This is a genomic window from Gordonia terrae, from assembly GCF_001698225.1.
GTDB classification, from domain to species: Bacteria; Actinomycetota; Actinomycetes; order Mycobacteriales; family Mycobacteriaceae; genus Gordonia; species Gordonia terrae.
In genome coordinates this window covers 1,538,815-1,558,466 of record NZ_CP016594.1, presented here as the reverse complement: position 1 = coordinate 1,558,466, position 19,652 = coordinate 1,538,815, and the positions used below count along the sequence as shown (strand labels likewise).

Here is a 19,652-nt window from a genome sequence, read left to right as displayed (position 1 = left end):
GCGCACAGTCAACGACAATCAACGCACAGTCGACCAAATCTTCCGCACAGTCAACGATTTCGTGACTCGGAGAGGCTATCCCCATCTCGCCGGGATTCAGTAACCGGCGAACGAGTCGGTGTGAACACGCCAGGGCCGGGTCCTCGTGGAACCGTCGAGCCGACGGATCGTCGCCGAGGTCCGTTCGACGAACCCCGGTGTGCCGGACACGTAGTAATGTGTGCCCGCGGCGCGGGGTCCGATCAGTTCGGCGACCCGGTCAGCATCGTCGACCCCATCGGCGATGTCCGGCGCTTCGACGGTCACGACGCGTGCACCGGCCGCCCGAGCGCTGTCGAGATCATCGTCGTACACGGCGCGTCGTCGGTCCCGCAGAACGTGCACGACGGTCAGTCCGGACAGATCCCGACCCGGCTCCGACTGCACCAGATCCCGCACCATCGACACGAACGGCGTGATGCCGATCCCCGATGCGATCAAGACCACCGCGCCGTTGGACGGAAACGCCCGCGGCAGAACGAAGTCGCCGCCGATCTCGTCGACGTAGGCGCGCCGCGCGGTCCCCTCCACCAGCGCCGCCTTGTACGCGGACGGCTTCGCGGCAACCGTGAAACCGAACTCCACCGGTTGCTGCCGGGGCGCGGACACGAACGAGAAGACCCGCCGCGAACCCGACCACACCGGTGCCGACCACCGGGGCACACTGACACTCGACCACTGGCCCGCCCGGAACGACGCGGGGGCACCGACCGCTTCACCGCGCACCGCGTAGGTCCGGTCGGCGACCGGGGTGGTCACCACGTCGAGCGGCACCCGGCGCGCGGTCCCCGACACCAGGCGGACCGCGAAGGCGTACAGACATCCGACGAGCAACGCGACCTCGGGCACAAATGCCAACGTGTACGCGTCGGTGATCGCAATCGTGTACTGGCAGTGCATCAGCACGCCCACCAGGGCCGCATAGACGAGCCGATGGATCTCGGTGGCGGGTGACGTGAGCGGCTCGGGCAGCATGATGGCCGCGACGAACAGCATCGGACTCGACACGACCCACGTCGACAGGTCCTGCCCACCCCGCACCAGCTCGACGACCCCGATCGTGACGAGCGAGGCACCGATGAACACCAGGGCCAGCCGCCACTCGCGGATCAGCGTCACCACCACGGCGCCGACCACGATCATCGGTACGAGCAGCGGTTCGGCGGCCACCCACCAGAAGGGAAAACTGATGCCCTCGACACCGGCATAGGCCAGCGCATAGCAACCGATCGCGCCCGCGACCGCGGGATTGACGAACAGCCGACGACGCCACGCGAGAACATATTTCGACGCCGCGGCGATGGCGGCGCCCACCGCGACGGTCGCCACCGCGGTGTCCTCGGAACCGCCCGGCAACACGAAGAACAGGATCAGTCCGGTGATCAGCCAGGAGTCCGAGTTGGGCGGCACCCGTAACACGCCGGCGCAGGCATAACCGACGACCGCGCTCACCCCGACCGCGACCACCAGCCACACCGCGAGGTCGTCCGGGCCGTACCCGAAATCGGCGTCGGTCGCGGACACGACGAAGGCCACCGCGACCAGCACCACCAACCCGCACAGCACCGCCCGATACGGGGTCAGGTGTCGCCGGGCGGCATCGATCGGCGAGAGCAGCTGCGGCAGAAGCGTTGTCACAGGAACAACTCCAATCCGGGGATCGCGGTGTGCTCGACGCTCCCGTTGCGTCGGATGGTCACGTGGTGGAAACCTTCGCGGTGGTGGTCGAAGTCGCCGCGCAGGAACGCCGCCGGCGTGAAGAACAGCGCCGTCGCCAAGCCGTCCGCCTCCATCGCCGACGGCGCGATCACCCAGGTCGCCAGGACTTCTCGGGCGGGTGAGGCCGTGCGCGGGTCGACGATGTGATGCCAGTCGGCCCACACCCGCCGATTGCTCGCCGATGCGCAGATCGCGCCACCGGCGACGGACACGACACCGATCGCCTTCGTCGTATCGGACGGATGCTCCAACGCCACCCGCAGTCCGCGGGAGCGGGGCGAGACCACCATGTCGCCACCGGCGTCGACCACGAAGTCGTCGACGCTCGCGCCGACGATGGCCGCCACCCGGTCCACCGCGAATCCCTTTCCGGCAGCACCGACGTCGAGCAACGCCGGTTCGCGGATCTCCAGTGCGCCCGTGTGCTCGCCGATCACGGAGTCCCATGCCGGGGCGGCCGGCACCCGGGTGGACGCGCGCAGGCTGTAGGCAGCGTCATAACCCGCGTCGGCGAGCGTCTGCCCCACCAGCGGCGACACGGCGCCGCCGGTGAGGTCGTAGAGACGGCGATACCAGTCGACGAGCGGCTGGTCGGAGTCGGCGATCGGGTACCGACCCGCCTGCCTGGCCATGTCCGCGACCGTCGAGTCGTCCCGGAACCGGGACCACGCGCGATCGATCCGGTCGATCTCGGCGTCCACCGCGTCGACCACGTCGACGGGCAGCGGCGACGGGGTACTGATCGTCCATCGGGTCCCGATCGCGCCGAAGGTCCAGTGGTGCGCGGCACCGAGTGCGGTCAGGCCTGGGCCTCTTCCTTGATCTGGGTGATCGCCTCGTTGAAGCCACCGGAGGTGAGCGACGAACCGGACACCTTGTCGACCTCGATCTCGTCGATGTTCTTGCCCACCACGACATCGGAGATGCCACCGGCGAACTTGCCCTGATACTCCAGCGACGGCCCCTTGGTCTGGCTCGTGTCCACCGACACCGCGGTGATGACCGAGTTCGACAGCGTGACGGTCACGCCGACGCTCTGCGGGCCACCGGGCGAGATGTACTCACCGCGCGCGGTGTACTCGCCGTCCTTGTATTCGCCGGAGCCGGCGTCGGCCGCCTCGGTGGCGGCCGAACTGTCCGCCGTCGTGCCGGTGGTCGAGTCTCCCGACCCGGAGTCCCCGGACGAGCACGCGCCCGCGACGAGTCCGACCGCCGCCATGGCGGCGACCACCCCGCCGGTGCGAGCAAGTGCGGTGGATCCCCGGAGAGTCCGGGACGGACGGGGGGACTCGGAGGAGGCGGTGCTGCGCGGTTCGAGGGTCTCGGGCGTCTCTGGGATGTACGTCATGTACCAATTGTGCCGATCGCGCGCGCATTCGTCCCGACGACGCCCGCGGCGTCGGCGAAACGGGTCTCAGCGTCCGGCGGCCGCGACCCTCGCCTGGATGGCGTCGACGAACACGGTGCGGATGTCGGCCGCGTTCTCCGCGACGTAGGTGGTGCCGCCCGTCGCCTCCGCGATCTGCTTGAGTGCGTCGGAGTCCGCGTCGTCGGAGATGCCGATCGTCAGCACCAGCACCGGACGCGCCGGGTCCTCGAGGCGCTTCAACTCGGCGAGCAGTTCGTCGAGCGTGATGCTGTCCGGATCCTCGTTCTGTCCGTCGGTCATGATGATGACGCTGTTGGAGTAGTTCGGGTCGTAGGTGTCCTGCACCTTCTTGAACGCCGCGAGGGTCGTGTCGTAGAGACCGGTCCCGCCACCGAGGTCCGACAGCCCCTCTTCGACGGCCCGGCCGAGCGCGTCGCGATGCGTACCGCTCCCCGAGCGGGCGTCGAGGCGACGGATCGGGGCGAGTTCCTCCCAGTCCTGCCCGGGCCCGCCCTTGTTCACGCTGAACGCCCAGCCGCCGATCATCGTGTTGTTGGGGAAGAGTTTCAGCCCGGTCTGGGAGGCGTCGATGAGCAGGCCGGCCCGGGTGGTCCCGCCGGCCGGCGTCTCCATCGATCCGGAGGTGTCCTGCACGACCAGCGAGCGGATCGGCACACCCAGGACCTGCCACTGTCGCAGCGCCTTGTCGACGGACGACGGATCGCGGAGTTCGAGCTCCTTCACCGGCTGGCCGACGCCGTTCCCGTCGGCGTCGCGGTATCCGGAGTCGGCCAGTGCGGCGCGTCCCGCGTCGGTGCTCAGAGCGGCTACCAGGGCCGCCCCCGCGTCGGCGGACGCCTGCTGACGTGCCGCGGGTGCCGTGTTGACCAGCGGGTAGTCGAGCATCACGGTCCCGGCCGCGGGAATCGTCGACGTCAGCTTCGAGCCCGGATGGGTACGCATGAAGAGGTCGAACTGCTGCTCGGTGGTGACCACCGGGACGCCGGAGGTGTTGGCGAGGTTGAGCCGGGTGCCCTCGTTGTCGTTGGCGAGGCGCGCATTGTTCTGCTGGATGGCGAGGATGGTCATCGCCTCGGTGAAGTCCTCGTCGGCGAGCTCGCCGGAGTCGACCGCCGCGAGGGCGCCGATGATCGGCGCGTCCCCGGTGCTGGTGTCCACGGGGCTGCCGGTGCGCAGGTCCGGCAGCTTCATGACCTCCACCCAGGTGCCCAGCTCGGGCACGTCGGTACCGGCGACGACGGCCGGGGTCGACGCGATCGACGGCGACACCAGGTCGAGTTCACGACGCACCTGGGTGGTCACACGGCGGGCCTGCACCTGCGAGTCCGCGACCCAGAGATCAGGAGCCGCGGCACCCTGCGTGAGGAGTCCGGGCACGTCCGCGCCCGCGGCCGTCTGCACGTCGTAGTCGAAACACGAATCCGCGGACGCCTGCCGCGCCACCTCGCGCAGCGGCCCCGTCATCGCCGAGTCCGACGCCACCGCCACCCGGGTGCGTTCACCGCAGCCGCCCGAACTGGTCTGCCAGATGATGACGCCGGTGACCAGGGCGACGACGACCAGCAGAACGGCACCCGCCCACAGCCATCCGCCGCGACGGCCCCCGTCGGTGTTGCGATGCTCGAAACCGAAGTCGTCATCGCGGTCTGACCGGGCACTGTTCGACGGAGACTGCGCACGCGGCGGGACCGCCCCTCCCGTCCGGTCGTTCCCGTTCCACTCGTTTCCGGCGCGATCGGCACCGGAGCTGTGACGCCCCATTTGTCTTCTTCCCGTTCCCCTCGTACGGCAGCCGGCAGGCGGCCTCTCGCGTGGCCGCCGCACGACGCATCGACGCATCGGCGGTCGCGGCCCGCGCGCTCACGCGTGGCTCAGCCGAACACCTCACGGAACTTCAGCAGCGACTTACGCAGATCCCCCGAAACCGCCATCGCCGCGGTCTTGCCCACGGGTCCGATCAGCGGCAGCCCACCCAGATCAACAGTGAAGGTTACTTCCGATCCGGTCGACGTGGGAGCGATGCCCAGATCCAGCTTGGCCTTGACCCCGCCTTTGCCGTTGCCCTTCAGGCGCACGTGGGAGACCGGCTCGAACTTCTCGACGACCCAGTCGAAGCGGACGCGGGTGCCCTTGACCTTCACGATCGACGAGATCTCGGTCCCCTTCCCCAGCTCGGTGGCGTCCGGGAGGGGACTGCGCCACGTCTCGTGGATCACCAGCCATTCGCTGTACCGCGAGAGATCCGAAGCCGCGGCCCAGGTATCTTCCGGTGACAGATCAACGCCGATGGAGTCGCTCGTCTTCGCCATGACCCAAGAGAGTAGTGCCCCCGCTTCCGCCGCCGAACAGGCACGTTCGCTGCTGGGCTCGCACCTGACCGGGCACGGTGTGACGATCCGCCTGACCGAGGTCGAGGCGTATGCCGGTCCCGACGATCCGGCGTCCCACGCCTACACCCGAACACCCCGCTCGGAGATCATGTACGGCCCGCCGGGCCGCCTGTACGTCTACCGCATCCACGGCCACCACTGCGCGAACGTCGTGGTCGCCGGTCCGGGTCCTGCGGCCGCCGTGTTGCTGCGCGCGGGCGAGGTGATCGACGGCACCGAACTCGCGCGCGCCCGGCGCGGTGTCACCCGCGTCGGGCCCGTCTCCGACGACCGACTCGCGAGCGGCCCGGGCAATCTGTGCCGCGCTCTGGGGATCACGATGGCCGACCTCGACACCGACCTCACCGACCCGTCGACCCCCGTGCTCCTCGAACCCGGGACGCCCCGAGCCGGCGAACGCGTGGTCGCCGGCCCACGGGTCGGCGTCCGTCGGGCCGCCGACCTCGACTGGCGATTCTGGATCGGCGGCGACCCGACGGTGTCGACGTATCGCCGACATCCGCGGGCGGGCGCGTGAACCGTTCTACTGCTGGGGGTTACCCGGGTTCTGGTGCCCGGGATTCTGCGGTCCGGGGTTCTGGTGCCCCGGGTTCTGGTGAGGCGCGCCGACGGCCTTGCGCACGGCGTCCTGTGCCTTGTCGACCTGACCCGAGTACTTGTTCTTCGTGACCTTGTCGATGGCGTCGCCGCCCTTCTCGATCAGGTTCGGGTTCTTCTGCAGCGTGGCTCTGGCCTTGTTGACGAGTCCCTTGAGATCCATGGCGTCTCCTCTGATCGACGTGCCGGACATCTTCCGGCCACTTGCCGCAGATTCTATCGGTCGGAGACGAGCGCCCCGCTGAGCTGCGCTTCGTCCCCGTGGGTGGCGATCCACCTCGGCGCGACGCGTGAGACGACCTCGACGCACACGATTCCGACCGCGGCCGAGATCAGGGCCACCGAGTTCATCCCCCAGTTCGAGGAGTCGAGCCGGAACAGGTCCTGGGTGAACGGCCACGCGAAGATCAGCACGTACGCGCCGGCCGAGACCGCCAGCAGGACGACCTTCCACCAGTTGTACGGACGGGCGACCACCGCGAGCACATAGACCGCGATCGCGATCAACGTCATCAGCGCCGCGGTGGCGGCCTGCGTCTGAGGCTGCGACAGCTCGACGGCGTCCCCGCCCACCTCGACACCGGCGCCGCCCGGGTTGACGATCAGGTAGGTCACGAAAGTGCACAGACCGACGACGACGCCGTTGGGCACCGCGCTGAGCAGCACCCGGCGCACGAAACCACGGCGTGCTCGCTCGTTGTTGGGAGCCAGCGACAGCACGAACGCCGGTATGCCGATGGTGAACCAGGCCGAGATCGTCACGTGGATCGGCTGGAACGGATAGCTCAGCGGATCGGACCCGAACACCGCCCCGAGGAGTCCGCCCACACCGACGAACAGCGCCAGCAGCACCGCGTACACGGTCTTTGTGAGGAACAGGTTGGAGACGCGCTCGATGTTGCCGATGACGCGACGACCCTCGCCCACCACGTAGGGAAGAGTGGCGAACTTGTTGTCCAGCAACACGATCTGGGCCACCGACCGGGCAGCGGAGCTGCCCGAGCCCATCGCGACGCCGATGTCGGCGTCCTTGAGCGCGAGGACGTCGTTGACGCCGTCCCCGGTCATGGCAACGGTGTTGTCCCGCGACTGCAACGCCTTCACCATGGCGCGTTTCTGGTCGGGCCGCACCCGGCCGAACGTCACACCGCGTTCGACGACGTCGGCGAGTTCGCCTGTCTCGGCGGGCAACTCGCGCGCGTCGACCGAGGTGTCGACCGACCCGAGGCCGAGCGACGCGGCGACCGCGCCCACCGACCGGGCGTTGTCGCCGGAGATGACCTTCACCGCGACATGCTGCTGTTCGAAGTAGTCGATCGTGTCGCGCGCGTCGGAACGCACGCGTTGTTCGAGGACCACGAGCGCCACCGGCGACACGGTTCCCGGAGCGATCTGACCCGGTGCGGGGTCGGTGTCGACGGGGATGTCGGTGCACGCGAGCAGCAGCACGCGGAGTCCGGTGGCGCCGATGTCGGAGGCGAGGCGGGCCGTGTCGCTCGCCGGGTCGAGCAGGACGTCGGGCGCACCGATGAGCCAGTGCCCGTCGTCGCTTCCGGCATCCGGGCCGGAGCCGCTTCCGCGGAACGACATCCCGCTCCACTTGGTGGCGGATGTGAACGGTTTGACGGCCGTCACCGTCCAGTCCGGCGCGACCGGGTGGGCCTCGGCGACCGCGACCATGCTGGCGTTGGGTCGCGGGTCGTGGGCGGCGAGTGCGGCCAAGACCTGGTCCGCGGTCTCGCGTGGTACCGACCCGAGGTTTCGCACCTCGGCCAGTCGCATCCCGTTCTCGGTCAGGGTGCCGGTCTTGTCGGCGCAGACCACGTTGACGCGCGCCAGTCCCTCGATGGCCGGTAGCTCGTTCACCAGACACTGCCGTTGACCCAGCCGCACGACGCCCACCGCGAAGGCGATCGAGGTCATCAGGACGAGCCCCTCCGGGACCATCGGCACCAACGCGGCGACCATGCCCAACAGCGACTTGCGCAGATCGTTGTCACTGATGAAGAGCTGATTGATGATCGTCAGCACGCCGGCCGGGATCAGCAACCAGGTGATCACCCGCAAGATCTGGTCGATCCCGGAGCGCAGTTCCGAGGAGACGAGGGTGAACTTCGACGCCTCGGCCGCGAGCTGCGCCGCGTACGCGTCGGCGCCGACCTTGGTGGCGCGGTACGCGCCCCCGCCGGCCACCACGAAACTGCCCGACAGCACGGCGGCTCCCGGGTCCTTGTCGATCGGGTCGGCCTCGCCGGTGAGCAGCGACTCGTCGACGTCGAGCGCGGTCGCCTCGACGACCTCACCGTCGACGACGATCTGGTCGCCCGCACCGATCTCGATGATGTCGTCGAGCACCACTTCATCGGGCGGCACCTCGGTCACCGTGCCGTCGCGCCGGACCCGTGGTCGGGCCTGACCGACGATCGCGAGCTTGTCAAGGGTCCGCTTGGCGCGGATCTCCTGGATGATGCCGATGCCCGAGTTGGCGATGATCAGCAGCCCGAACAGCCCGTTGATCAGCGAGCCGGTGAACACGACGATCGCGAACAGCACCCCGAGGATCGCGTTGATCCGCGTGAAGACGTTCGCGCGCACGATGTCCGAGACACTGCGACCGGACCGGTCGGGCAGGGCGTTGACCTGACCGGCCGCGACCCGCTGCGCCACCTCGGCGGCGGTGAGACCGGGACTGGCGATCCCCGTCGACGAGCTCACGCGGAGGCCTCCCACCAACCGGGCTGTGCCACACCGGTACCGGTCCGGTGGGTCAGGTCGATCGAGCCACCGGGCTGCGGCACCAGGATCGTCGGCGTGTCCGGCCGCGAATCCGCCCGCAGCCGCGCGATGGGCTCGCCCCACGGATGACGCGCCAGGTTGAAGGTCCCCCAGTGGATCGGGATGAACACCGAGTCCGAACCCGAACCGGGCGAGACCATCCGGTGGACCGAGAGGGCCTCCTCCGGGTTCACGTGGATGTCGGGCCACATCACGTCGTAGGCCCCGACGGCGATGAGGGTGAGGTCGAACGGGCCGAGGCGGGCGCCGACGTCCTCGAATCGTTCGCTGTGTCCGGTGTCCCCGGAGAAGAAGACCTTGTGGTCGCGGCCGGCGATCGCCCAGCTGCCCCACTGTGTGAGATTGCGTGCCAGCCAGCGCCCGGAGAAGTGCCGTGCCGGGCCGCACGTGAAGCGCAGCTCGCCCGCCCTGGTCGGCACCACCACCTCCTCCCACCAATCCGCCTGCCGGATACGGTCTTCGGCGATCCCCCACGACGCGAGGTGCGCACCGACCCCGATCGTCGTGACGAAGACCGCATCGGGCTGCGTGTCGGCGATGGTGGTGACGGTGTCCATGTCGAGGTGGTCGTAGTGATCGTGACTGATCAGGACGACGTCGAGCGGCGGCAATTGAGACGCCGACAGAGGCGCGGCGTGCATGCGTGCGGGACCGACGATCTGACTCGGCGAACAGCGACGGCTGAGAACGGGGTCGGTGATGACACGGGCGCCGTCGATGTCGACGACGGCGGTGGCGTGACCGAGCCAGGTGACGGCGAGGTCGGCCGGCGCGTCGAAGCGCGGGACCGTCACCAGGACGGGTCGGCGCGGCCGGCCGGGCCGCCGGGCCATGTCGGTGAGGACCTGCAGGCTCGGGTCGGCGATCGACGGGGGTTCCGGGTTGTCGAAGGCGCCATCGCGCTGGTGCGGGCTGTGGAGCACATGCGGCGCGATCTCCGCACGGGAGGCGCCGAGCGCGCGGGCGGGGCCGAGTCCCTCGGCCGCGAGCCGCCCGACGACGGCGTCGGCCACCGCCGCTCCTGCCGAACCCACGCGCGCGAGGACATCGTGGCGCAGGTCGGTCGTGCCTTTTCTACCGGTCGTGGAGGTCACGTCCACACAGTAGTGCGTGAAGCGCATTGTGTGCCTCACCGGCACTGATAGGCTCCACCGAGCATTGTCCACCGAGCATGCGCCGGCGCATGCGGTCAGGAAGTCACCGCAGTGGCACGGATGTCCGTCGACCAACGTCGAAGCGCGCTCATCGAATCGGCGTACCGCGTGATCGCCGATCACGGGGTCGAGGGTGCGACGACCCGTCGCATCTGCGCCCACGCCGGGATGCCGCTCGCGAGCTTCCACTACGCGTTCGAGAGCCGCACCGCACTGTTGTGCGCGGTGATGGAGACGGCGGTGCCCACCGACATCGAGCGCATGCTGCACGCCGTGCTGCCCGCCGCCGACTACGGATCGGAGCCCGGGCCGGAGACGATCCGGTCGAGCATGGTGCGGCAATTCCACGCGTTCTACGACCTGTTGAAAGCCGACCCGGGACGGATGCAGGCGACCATCGCGCTCGGCATCTACGCCCACAATCACCCGGAGCTGCAGCAGGTCGGCAAGCACATGTACGAGCAGCTCTACCGGGTCGCCTCGGCGGGGCTGCGGTCGATGGCCGACCTGACGCCCATCGTGTGGACCACGCCGGTCGAGGACCTCGGTCCGCTCATCATCGCGGCGACCAACTCGATCACACTCGTCTACCTCAGCACCGCCGACGACAAGGTCGTCGACGCGATCATCCGCTCGATCGCCGACCAGCTCATGACCTATGTCAGCTTCGAGTGAGGGTCTCGACGCGTCCCAGGCCGGCGGGACGACGCCCACCCCCTGGCTGAGCGACCCCGAATCCCACTGGGCGGCAATCGATCAGGCGGTCACCGACGCGGGACTCGACGCCCCCGTCCTCGCACTCGACCGGGCCGCCCTGGAGCACAACATCGCCGACCTCACCCGACGGTCGGCGGGTGTCCCCATCCGGCTGGCCACCAAATCGGTCCGCGTCCGCTCGGTCGTCGAGGACATCGTCGGTCGCCCCGGTTTCCACGGCGTACTCGCCTACGACCTGGCCGAGGCGCACTGGTTGGCCACGCAGTCGGGAATCGGCGAGGTGCTGATGGGTTATCCCAGCGTGCGGCGGAATGCGCTGGCGGCCCTGATCGCCGACGAGGTCGCGACGAGCCGGGTGAGCGTGCTCGTGGACTCCGTCGACCAGCTCGACGTCATCGATTCCGTCGTGTCAGCCGGCGCCCGGCCGCCGATCCGAGTCGCCATCGACCTCGATGCGTCGTACCGCTTGCTCGGCGGACGGGTCCACATCGGCGTGCGCCGCTCACCGGTGCACTCACGTCGAGATGCACTCGAGCTCGCACGAGATGTCGTGGCCCGTCCCGGCTTCGACCTCGTCGGAGTCATGTCCTATGAGGCGCAGGTCGCCGGGGTGGCCGACGCCGTCCCGGGTAAGGCGTTGGCGAACCGCGCCGTCCGGGCGATGCAGCATCGTTCGATGGCCGAGTTGCGCCGTCGTCGGAGCAAGGTGATCGGGGAACTGCGTCAGATCGCGGACCTGGAGTTCGTCAACGGCGGCGGCACCGGATCCCTCGAGGAGACCGCACGCGATCGCGCGGTCACCGACATCGCGGCCGGCAGCGGGCTGTTCGGCGGCCACCTGTTCGACGGTTATCAGCGCTTCCGGCCCGCGCCCGCACTGGCCTTCGGGCTCGACGTCGTCCGGCGCCCCGCCCCCGGCATCGTGACCTGTGCGGGCGGCGGGTGGATCGCCTCCGGCCCGCCGGCCGCCGACCGGCTGCCGTCACCGGTGTGGCCGCAGGGACTCGCCTTCGTCGGCACCGAGGCGGCCGGCGAGGTGCAGACCCCACTGCGGGGTGCGGCCGCCGACCGGGTCGCCGTCGGAGATCGGGTGTGGTTCCGGCACACCAAGTCCGGCGAGGTGTGCGAGCGGGCTCGCGAGGTCGCGATCATCGATCGGGACGACGCCGGGCGGGCCACGGTGAGCGAGGTCGTGCCGACCTACCGAGGAGAGGGCAAGTGCTTCCTGTGAGCGGTACCGCTGCGCGTTCGACGCAAGCCTGGCGCAACTGGGGCGGTACCGCCGGTTGCTCGCCGAACCGCGTCGTCAGTCCGTCGAGCACCGAGGAGATCGCCGGCATCGTCCGGGAGACAGCGGCGCGCGAGGGCACGGTGAAGACCGTGGGCGCCGGACACAGCTTCTCCCCCATCGCCGTTGCCGATGATGTGCAACTCGAGCTGTCCGGCCTGCGCGGACTCGTGTCGGTCGACGCCCATCGCGTGACCGTGCGGGCCGGTACCCATCTCCACGAGATCCCCGGTCTCCTGGCACCTTTCGGTCTCGCGATGACGAATCTCGGCGACGTCGACCGGCAGACCATCGCGGGTGCCACCTCCACCGGAACCCACGGCACCGGGTTGGCCTTCGGGGGCATCAGCACCCAGATCGTCGGCGCGACAGTCGTCACCGGCACCGGTGACATCGTCACGCTGACCTCCGACGACACCGACCTACAGGCGGTCGCGCTCGGCCTCGGCGCCCTCGGGGTCGTCGTCGAACTGACCATCGAGTGCGTGGACGAGTTCCGGTTGCACGCCGTGGAGGGGCCGGAGACCGCCGACGCGGCGATCGCCGCGTTCCACGAACGCGTCGCGAGCACCGATCACCACGAGTTCTACATCTTCCCGCACACCAATTGCGCTCTGGTCAAGACGAACACCCGCGTCGGGCCCGACGCCCCGCTCACCGGCCCGTCACGCATCAAGCGCTACATCGACGACGAACTCCTGAGCAACAAGGCTCTCCGACTGCTGTGCGAGATCGGTGCGCGCGTCCCCCGGCTGGTACCGGCCATCAACGGTGTCACCGGTCGCGCGCTCTCCGCGCGGGAGTTCACCGACACCTCCACCGGGGTGTTCGTCTCCGACCGTGACGTCCGGTTCCGGGAGATGGAGTACGCCATCGACCTCGACGCCGTTCCCGAGGCCCTGGGCGAGATCCGGGCACTGCTCGACCGGCGCGAGTATCTGGTGAGCTTCCCCATCGAGGTCCGCGCCGCGGCCGCCGACGACCTGATGCTGTCCACCGCATCCGGCCGCACCAGCGGTTACATCGCCGTCCACCGCTACCACCGCGACGACCCCGCCGACTCCGACGCTTATTTCGCCGACGTCGAAGCCATCCTCACCGGTTTCGGTGGCCGACCGCACTGGGGCAAGATGCACACCCGCGACGCCGAGTACCTCCGCGGGGTCTACCCGCGATTCGACGAATTCCGTTCCGTGCGGGACCGGTACGACCCGTCTCGCGTGTTCGCCAACGACTATCTGCGGCGAGTGCTGGGCGACTAGGGCGCCGACATCAGCCCGCGTACCGCGACATGGCACTCGCAGCGCCGGCCACCTGGTCGGGACGGTGATCTTCTGGTCCACTGGAGTACATGCGCGACGTCCTGCGGTCCCTGACCGAACTCCTCGACACCGGTGACGCGCGGCCGGTTGCGCTCTGCCGGGTCGTCGGCACCACGGGATCGGCTCCCCGCGAGTTGGGCGCCGCGATGATCGTGACCGAGGACGACACCGTCATCGGGTCGGTGTCCGGCGGCTGCGTCGAATCCGCGCTCGTGCACACCGCGCGCGACGTCCTGGCCGACGGCGTCGCCGTGGTCGAACACTACGGCGTCGACGATCCCGACGACCCCGCGCCGGGCCTCACCTGCGGAGGGCAGATCGAGGTCCTCGTCGAGCGGGTTTCCCCGACCGCCCAGCGCCGTCGGCACCTCACCCGCATGGTCGCCGCACTCGACGACGACGAACCGATCTCGTGGGCCACGACCCTCACCGCCGACACCGACTGGTACCTCGCCACGGCGACGTCGCAGCCGGCCTGGCGTCGTCTCGACCGCGACGTCGCCGACCTCCTCACCACCGGCCGCAGCGGGCTCATCGGGGTCGACGACTGCGACGCCCCGTCCGACGAACGCCCCCGTACCTTCGTGCAGACCTTCGCCCCACCCGCGCGGCTGATATTGGTCGGCGCCAACGACTTCGTGCGGGCGCTCAGCTCACTCGGGACGAGTCTCGGGATGCGGGTGACGGTTGTCGACGCGCGACCGGTGTTCGCCACCCGCGCAAGGTTTCCCGACGCCGACGACGTCGTCGTCGGGTGGCCGGACCGGTATCTGGCGGGCGAGATCCGGGACGGACGGGTCGGTGCGTCGACCGCGATCTGCGTGATGACGCACGACCCGAAGTTCGACGTCCCGACCCTGCGCGTCGCACTCGCTTCCCCGACCCTCGGTTTCGTCGGTGCGCTGGGGTCGCGACGGACCGTCGACGACCGCCGTCAACGTCTCCGCGACGCGGGCCTCGACGACGGGCAACTCGCCCGTCTGCGCTCACCGCTGGGGCTCGACCTCGGCGGGCACACACCCGGCGAGGCGGCCGTGGCCATCGCGGCGCAGCTGATCGCCGAACGACATCGTGCGACGGCGACACCCCTCCACGCGGGAACCGGCCCCATCCACCGCCGGTAGCGAGGTACTCCGCTCAGGACCCGAGGAACCTGGGCGCGCGCTTCTCGGCGCGGGCCGCGCGGCCCTCCTGCAGGTCGGCACTCTCCCACGCCCGCATCATCGCCGCGGCCCGGTCGTCGGGCGCCGCATCGCGGGCACCGTCGCCGTTGAGGACGAGCTTGTAATGCTGGAGCGTCAGCGGGGCGAGGTCGGCGATCGTGTGCGCCCAGTGCTGGGCATCGACGAGATCGCCGATGCGGTTCGCGAAGCCCAGCGCGTGGGCCCGATCGGCACCGAGCGGGTCGCACCCGATCAGCATTCCCCGGGCCTGCCCCGCCCCCACCAGTGACACCAGCCGCCGGATCGTCCACTCGTCCACGGCGACACCGATTTTCGCGGCCGGAATGCCCGCGATGGCGTCCGGTGCCATCACGCGGAGATCGGCGGCCATCGCCAGCTGCAGCCCCGCGCCGATCGCCGACCCGTTCAACGCCGCGATCACGGGTACCGGCGCGGTCTCGATCTGCCGCAGGGTGCCGACGAGGATGTCGAGGAAACCTTTGTCGTACACCGGGCCGGACAGGTCGGCACCGGCGCTGAAGACCGGCCCCCGACCGGTCACGACGATGGCGCGGGCACCCGCCCCGAGCGCGGCGTCGAAGGCACCGGACAAGCCCGACAGCATCTCCTCGTTCAGGGCGTTGCGCTTGTCTACCCGGTCCAACTCGATCGTGACGACCGATCGGTCGGTGGTGGAGTGGATCATGGGCCACCACCCTACCGACCACACCTCGCATCGGCCTGACAGCGGCACGGCGTGACAAGGTGGTGGCGTGCAGATCCCCCCGACCGGCGCACAGCCCGCCCCGCATACGGATGTGTTGATCATCGGCGGCGGACAAGCCGCCCTCTCGGCGGCCTACTTCCTCCACCGCTTCGGGCTCGGCGATCGGTACCAGATGCTCGACCACGCCCCCGGGCCCGGCGGCGCCTGGCAGTTCCGGTGGCCGACGCTGACCCTGGCCACCGCCAACCGCGTCCACGACCTACCGGGCTGGGGTCTGGTCGAGGCGCTCGGCCTGGACTGCGACGAGCTACCGGCCGCAACGGCTGTCCCCGACTATTTCGGCCGCTACGAGGAGAAGTTCGGCCTCACCGTCCATCGGCCCGTGCATGTGCGCGCCGTTCGACGTGAGGGCGACGGCTTCCGAGCCGAGCTGGGTGGCGGAGGTTCGGTCACGTCGAATCTGATCGTCAACGCCACCGGCACCTGGGACCGGCCGTTCATCCCGCACATCCCGGGTGCAGCCGACTTCCGCGGCCGACAGCTGCACACACACGACTACACGTCGCCCGAGGCGTTCGAGGGCAAACGCGTCCTCGTCGTCGGTGCGGGCATCTCTGCGATCCAGTTGCTGATCGAGATCGCCCGGGAGGCACCCGGCAGCGAGACGTTCTGGTGCTCGCGGCGCGAACCGGTGTTCAACTCCAAGCCGTTCACCCCGGAACAGGGACGCGAGGCCGTCGCCCGTGTCGAACGGCGTGTGCGCGCCGGGCTGCCCCCCACGTCGGTGGTGTCGGTGACCGGGCTGGCGCTCACCCCGGCGATCGCGGCGGCGAAACGGGACGGGATCCTGACATGGCGCCCGATGTTCACCCGTATCACCGAGACCGGCGTGTGCTGGGACTGCGACGGCGGGACCGGTGAGGGCCTCGATCGCGCGCGCGTACCCGACCACCTGGACCTCGACGTCATCTTCTGGAACACCGGATTCCGCAGCGCCATCGACCATCTCGCCCCGCTTCGGCTGCGCGCGCCGGGTGGCGGGATCACCATGACAGGGCGCCTCGCGACCGTCGTCGACGCCGATCCGCGAATTCAGCTACTCGGCTACGGCCCGTCGGCATCCACGATCGGCGCCAATCGCGCCGGGCGTGAGGCGGCGCGCGTCGCGGCCGAGCTGCTCGGCGTGTCCGCGCACTGACCCGACGGCGGGACGGTTTGCCCGCTCTTGACAAGTTGTTGTGTTTTCACAACACTAAGTCACGTGAGTCCAATACGCCGTGGGGAAAAGCTTCCCATCTACAACCGCATCGGCGTCCTTCGCGCCGAGCGTCGGATGTCGCGGGCCGAACTCGCCGCCCTCGTGGGCATCAACGTGCAGTCGGTGGGCGCACTCGAACGCGGTGACAACTATCCCAGCCTCGACCTCGCCTTCCGTATCTGCGACGTCTTCGACCTCCCCGTCGAGGCGGTGTTCAGCCGTCGAGAGTTCGGGGCGATGTCGGCGGCGCTCTACCACCGCGAAACATCCCCGAAGTCACCAGAATCACCACCCGTCCACACCATCCACACCGACGACACCGGAGGTGAACGATGACCGACCCCTACTCGGCCATCCCCGAGGAGGCAACCCCCGCGCTCTGGCGACGCTATGAACAATGGCGCGGTCAGCGGCATCAGGAATTCAATGCCAAGAACTCCCACCGCCTGACCTCGTGGCGCACCCGGCGCACGTTCCGGCGCCTCGTCGTGGCGCAGGTGTTCTTCGCGACCGTGCTCCTCTTCAGCTCGATCATCGCGTTCTTCACATCCGGGTGGTTTCTCCTCCCGTTCATGATCGGCCTGTTCGGGATCATCACGACGCTCTACCTGCTCCGCATCGTCACGGGCTCGATCGCCGACACACCGGTGACGGCACTCGACGAGATCCAGGTGGCGCAACGCAACTCGGCACGCTCGATCGGCTTCACCGTGCTGTACTGCCTGATGTTCATCCCGTACGCGGTGCTGATCGTCCTCAGCTTCCGCGACGAGGTACCCGGGCAGGCCGTCTACGGCTCGGCGATCCTGCTGATCACCCTCGTACTCTCCGCCATCTGCGTGCCGACCATGCTGACCGCCTGGTGGATGGCCGATCCCGACCCCGAAGACCTCGAAGCACTGTCATCCGACCCGACAACCATCCCCAGTGAGGAGGGTGCGCCGTGACCGCACCACTGATCGTCGACGGGCTCCACAAACGCTACGGAGATCTCGTCGCATTGCAGGACATGACCTTTCATGTCGAGCCCGGTGAGATCTTCGGCTTCGTCGGCAGCAACGGCGCCGGCAAGTCCACGACGATGCGCATCATCCTCGGCGTGCTCGCCGCCGATTCCGGCGAGGTGCGGCTCGGCGACCGCCGCATCGACCTCGACCTGCGCCGTCGCATCGGGTACATGCCCGAGGAGCGAGGCCTGTACCCGAAGATGAAAGTCGGCGAGCAACTCACGTTCCTCGCCCGTCTCCACGGTATGTCCGCTGCCGAGGCCGAGGAGTCGGTCCGGCGCTGGACCGACCGGCTGGGCGTCGGCGCGCGCTACGACGACAACGTCGCCGATCTCAGCCTCGGCAACCAGCAACGCGTCCAGCTCGCCGCCGCACTGGTCCACGATCCCACCGTCCTCGTGCTCGACGAGCCGTTCTCGGGCCTGGACCCGGTCGCCGTGGACGTGATGAGCGACGTATTGAAAGAGAAGGCAGCCGAGGGCATTCCGGTCATCTTCTCCTCGCATCAGCTCGACCTGGTGCAGCGGTTGTGCAATCGCGTGGGCATCATCGCCAAGGGCCAGATGCGTGCGCTCGGCACCGTCGACGACCTTCGCGCTCGTGACGGGGTCAGCCTCGAGATCACCGGGCCGCGTGCCGACATCGCCTGGGCCGAAGGCCTTCCGGGCGTGCGGAACGTGGAGTACGGCGAGACGACCCGCCTTCTCATCGACCCGCAGACCGCCGACGATCAGCTGATCCTCTCCACCGCGCTACAACACGGTCCCGTCCACCGCTTCGCGACCTCGACCCCGTCCCTGACCGACCTGTTCCGAGAGGTGGTTTCCGCATGACCACGGTACGCGACACCCCGCCGACACCCGCCACCGGCGATACCAGAGCCACTGCCGCACAGGCCATTCGTCTCGTCGCCGGCCGCGAGATCACCACGCGCGCCAAGACCAAGTCCTTCGTGGTGAGCACCGCACTGCTGATGGTCGTGATCATCGCCGGCGCCATCATCATCAACCTGTTCTCCGGCGGGGACGACACCGAGAAGGTCGCCGTCGTCGGTCAGCCGTCAGCGGTCACCGAGTCCATCGTGTCCGTCGGCGAGGCGTCGGGCACCACCATCGCCACCGAACCCGCCGACACCGTCGAGCAGGCGCGGGACCGCGTGAACAGCGGCGATGTGGCCGCCGCGCTCGTACCCGGTGAGGCACCCGGGTCGTACGTCATCATCACCAAGGACAGCCTCGAGCCCGCGCTCGAGGGGCCCATCAGAACCGCGGTCTCGCAGGCGAATCTGACGGCGGCACTGTCCGAACGCGGCGTCGACGCCGCCACCCTGCCGACCGTCGACATCAGCGTGACCCAGACCGAGCCGGACAAGCCCGATGAGGGACAGCGTCTGCTCATCGCCATGGTGGGCGTGGTGTTGCTGGTCACGGCGATCATGATGGGCGGCACGATGGTCGCCGTCGGCGTCGTCGAAGAGAAGACGTCGCGGGTCGTGGAGCTGTTGCTGGCGACCATCAAGCCGCTGCACCTGCTGTGGGGCAAGATCATCGGCATCGGCGTCGTCGCCCTGGGCCAGGTGGTGCTGCTCGGCGCCACCGCGTTGATCGCCGGTACCGCGACCGGAATACTTACCCTCCCGGGTGCCGCCCTCGGGATGTTCGCGGCGGTGATCGCGTGGTTCCTCCTCGGGTTCCTGTTCTTCTCTTCTCTCTACGCGGCGACCGGGGCCATCGTGTCCCGACAGGAAGAGCTGAACTCGTCGTCGGCTCCGCTGACGTTCCTCGCGGTCGCGGTGCTGTACTCGGGCATCTTCGGTGTCCAGGCGATGGATTCGACCCTAATCGAGGTGCTCAGCTGGATACCGCCGTTCAGCGCGGCCCTGATGCCGATGCGCATCGCCACCGGCGACACCGATGCCGTGCAGATCATCGTGACGTTCGGTCTGATGGGTGCGGCGTGCGCCGCCGCCACCTGGATCGCCGCGCGGATCTACCAGCGCTCCATCCTGCGCACCGGATCGCGCATCGGGTGGGGTGAGGTGCTCAAGCTCGCCCGCTGAGGAGCGAGCTTCACGAAGGGTCCTGT

General features: G+C 69.1%; 19 protein-coding genes. 10 read left to right on the top strand and 9 right to left on the bottom strand.

The window, feature by feature from the left end; genetic code table 11:
* Positions 1 to 96: 96 nt before the first annotated feature.
* From BCM27_RS07100 to BCM27_RS07080, 5 genes are all read right to left on the bottom strand, one after another.
* Positions 97 to 1,677: a ferredoxin reductase domain-containing protein gene (locus tag BCM27_RS07100; protein ID WP_004020136.1), complete on the bottom strand. Its 1,581-nt coding sequence runs from the start codon at positions 1,675 to 1,677 to the stop codon at positions 97 to 99.
* Positions 1,674 to 2,519, bottom strand: coding sequence for an FAD:protein FMN transferase (locus tag BCM27_RS07095; protein ID WP_081486989.1), 846 nt, complete (start codon positions 2,517 to 2,519; stop codon positions 1,674 to 1,676). The genes BCM27_RS07100 and BCM27_RS07095 overlap by 4 nt, the downstream gene beginning before the upstream one ends.
* A gap of 38 nt (positions 2,520 to 2,557) precedes the next feature.
* Positions 2,558 to 3,106, bottom strand: coding sequence for an FMN-binding protein (locus BCM27_RS07090; protein WP_004020138.1), 549 nt, complete (start codon positions 3,104 to 3,106; stop codon positions 2,558 to 2,560).
* 66 nt (positions 3,107 to 3,172) lie between these two features.
* Positions 3,173 to 4,909 (bottom strand): substrate-binding domain-containing protein, encoded by a 1,737-nt coding sequence (locus BCM27_RS07085; protein ID WP_004020139.1) that lies wholly within the window; start codon positions 4,907 to 4,909, stop codon positions 3,173 to 3,175.
* A gap of 110 nt (positions 4,910 to 5,019) precedes the next feature.
* Complete coding sequence (locus BCM27_RS07080) at positions 5,020 to 5,457, bottom strand: type II toxin-antitoxin system Rv0910 family toxin (protein ID WP_004020140.1); 438 nt, start codon at positions 5,455 to 5,457, stop codon at positions 5,020 to 5,022.
* Here BCM27_RS07080 and BCM27_RS07075 point away from each other — a divergent pair.
* A complete protein-coding gene (locus BCM27_RS07075) occupies positions 5,435 to 6,055 on the top strand; it encodes a DNA-3-methyladenine glycosylase (RefSeq protein ID WP_004020141.1) in 621 nt (206 codons plus the stop codon). The genes BCM27_RS07080 and BCM27_RS07075 overlap by 23 nt on opposite strands.
* A 6-nt stretch (positions 6,056 to 6,061) precedes the next feature.
* On the opposite strand, the gene BCM27_RS07070 is transcribed toward BCM27_RS07075, so the two are convergent.
* The 3 genes from BCM27_RS07070 to BCM27_RS07060 are packed head-to-tail and all read right to left on the bottom strand — an operon-like array spanning position 6,062 to position 10,031.
* Positions 6,062 to 6,298: an antitoxin gene (locus tag BCM27_RS07070; RefSeq protein ID WP_004020142.1), complete on the bottom strand. Its 237-nt coding sequence runs from the start codon at positions 6,296 to 6,298 to the stop codon at positions 6,062 to 6,064.
* A 53-nt stretch (positions 6,299 to 6,351) separates the two neighbouring features.
* Positions 6,352 to 8,850 carry an HAD-IC family P-type ATPase gene (locus tag BCM27_RS07065; protein WP_004020143.1) on the bottom strand — a complete coding sequence of 833 codons (2,499 nt, stop codon included), beginning with the start codon at positions 8,848 to 8,850 and terminating at the stop codon, positions 6,352 to 6,354.
* Positions 8,847 to 10,031, bottom strand: a complete 1,185-nt coding sequence (locus tag BCM27_RS07060; protein WP_033203858.1) for an MBL fold metallo-hydrolase — start codon at positions 10,029 to 10,031, stop codon at positions 8,847 to 8,849. Before BCM27_RS07060 ends, BCM27_RS07065 begins: the two co-directional genes overlap by 4 nt.
* Positions 10,032 to 10,136: 105 nt before the next feature.
* Here BCM27_RS07060 and BCM27_RS07055 point away from each other — a divergent pair, with 105 nt between their 5' ends.
* From BCM27_RS07055 to BCM27_RS07040, 4 genes are all read left to right on the top strand, one after another.
* On the top strand, positions 10,137 to 10,760 hold the full coding sequence (locus tag BCM27_RS07055) for a TetR/AcrR family transcriptional regulator (RefSeq protein WP_004020145.1): 624 nt from the start codon (positions 10,137 to 10,139) through the stop codon (positions 10,758 to 10,760).
* The gene (locus BCM27_RS07050) at positions 10,744 to 12,033 is read left to right on the top strand and encodes an alanine racemase (protein ID WP_004020146.1); all 1,290 of its coding nucleotides are present in this window, start codon (positions 10,744 to 10,746) and stop codon (positions 12,031 to 12,033) included. The genes BCM27_RS07055 and BCM27_RS07050 overlap by 17 nt, the downstream gene beginning before the upstream one ends.
* Positions 12,021 to 13,352 (top strand): D-arabinono-1,4-lactone oxidase, encoded by a 1,332-nt coding sequence (locus BCM27_RS07045; protein WP_004020147.1) that lies wholly within the window; start codon positions 12,021 to 12,023, stop codon positions 13,350 to 13,352. The genes BCM27_RS07050 and BCM27_RS07045 overlap by 13 nt, the downstream gene beginning before the upstream one ends.
* Before the next feature lie 89 nt (positions 13,353 to 13,441).
* Entirely contained in the window at positions 13,442 to 14,536 is a 1,095-nt protein-coding gene (locus BCM27_RS07040; protein WP_004020148.1) for an XdhC family protein, read from the top strand.
* Between the two features lie 13 nt (positions 14,537 to 14,549).
* Here the strand turns inward: BCM27_RS07040 and BCM27_RS07035 are convergent, their stop codons facing one another.
* Entirely contained in the window at positions 14,550 to 15,281 is a 732-nt protein-coding gene (locus tag BCM27_RS07035; protein WP_004020149.1) for an enoyl-CoA hydratase, read from the bottom strand.
* 67 nt (positions 15,282 to 15,348) lie between these two features.
* Between BCM27_RS07035 and BCM27_RS07030 the strand changes: the two genes are divergently transcribed.
* The 5 genes from BCM27_RS07030 (at position 15,349) to BCM27_RS07010 (ending at position 19,626) form a co-directional block, all read left to right on the top strand.
* Positions 15,349 to 16,500, top strand: a complete 1,152-nt coding sequence (locus tag BCM27_RS07030; protein ID WP_004020150.1) for an NAD(P)-binding domain-containing protein — start codon at positions 15,349 to 15,351, stop codon at positions 16,498 to 16,500.
* 63 nt (positions 16,501 to 16,563) lie between these two features.
* Complete coding sequence (locus tag BCM27_RS07025; RefSeq protein WP_033203714.1) at positions 16,564 to 16,896, top strand: helix-turn-helix transcriptional regulator; 333 nt, start codon at positions 16,564 to 16,566, stop codon at positions 16,894 to 16,896.
* On the top strand, positions 16,893 to 17,507 hold the full coding sequence (locus tag BCM27_RS07020) for a hypothetical protein (RefSeq protein ID WP_004020152.1): 615 nt from the start codon (positions 16,893 to 16,895) through the stop codon (positions 17,505 to 17,507). Before BCM27_RS07025 ends, BCM27_RS07020 begins: the two co-directional genes overlap by 4 nt.
* Positions 17,504 to 18,400: an ABC transporter ATP-binding protein gene (locus BCM27_RS07015; RefSeq protein WP_004020153.1), complete on the top strand. Its 897-nt coding sequence runs from the start codon at positions 17,504 to 17,506 to the stop codon at positions 18,398 to 18,400. The genes BCM27_RS07020 and BCM27_RS07015 overlap by 4 nt, the downstream gene beginning before the upstream one ends.
* Positions 18,397 to 19,626, top strand: a complete 1,230-nt coding sequence (locus BCM27_RS07010; RefSeq protein ID WP_004020154.1) for an ABC transporter permease — start codon at positions 18,397 to 18,399, stop codon at positions 19,624 to 19,626. Before BCM27_RS07015 ends, BCM27_RS07010 begins: the two co-directional genes overlap by 4 nt.
* Positions 19,627 to 19,652 lie beyond the last annotated feature (26 nt).

Excerpts from the sequence above, each read along its gene's own strand:
- BCM27_RS07090 (WP_004020138.1), bottom strand. The coding sequence starts at position 3,106 with ATGACGTACATCCCAGAGACGCCCGAGACCCTCGAACCGCGCAGCACC.
- BCM27_RS07085 (WP_004020139.1), bottom strand. The coding sequence starts at position 4,909 with ATGGGGCGTCACAGCTCCGGTGCCGATCGCGCCGGAAACGAGTGGAAC.
- BCM27_RS07075 (WP_004020141.1), top strand. The coding sequence starts at position 5,435 with ATGGAGTCGCTCGTCTTCGCCATGACCCAAGAGAGTAGTGCCCCCGCT.
- BCM27_RS07080 (WP_004020140.1), bottom strand. The coding sequence starts at position 5,457 with ATGGCGAAGACGAGCGACTCCATCGGCGTTGATCTGTCACCGGAAGAT.
- BCM27_RS07070 (WP_004020142.1), bottom strand. The coding sequence starts at position 6,298 with ATGGATCTCAAGGGACTCGTCAACAAGGCCAGAGCCACGCTGCAGAAG.
- BCM27_RS07050 (WP_004020146.1), top strand. The coding sequence starts at position 10,744 with ATGTCAGCTTCGAGTGAGGGTCTCGACGCGTCCCAGGCCGGCGGGACG.
- BCM27_RS07040 (WP_004020148.1), top strand. The coding sequence starts at position 13,442 with ATGCGCGACGTCCTGCGGTCCCTGACCGAACTCCTCGACACCGGTGAC.
- BCM27_RS07035 (WP_004020149.1), bottom strand. The coding sequence starts at position 15,281 with ATGATCCACTCCACCACCGACCGATCGGTCGTCACGATCGAGTTGGAC.
- BCM27_RS07020 (WP_004020152.1), top strand. The coding sequence starts at position 16,893 with ATGACCGACCCCTACTCGGCCATCCCCGAGGAGGCAACCCCCGCGCTC.
- BCM27_RS07010 (WP_004020154.1), top strand. The coding sequence starts at position 18,397 with ATGACCACGGTACGCGACACCCCGCCGACACCCGCCACCGGCGATACC.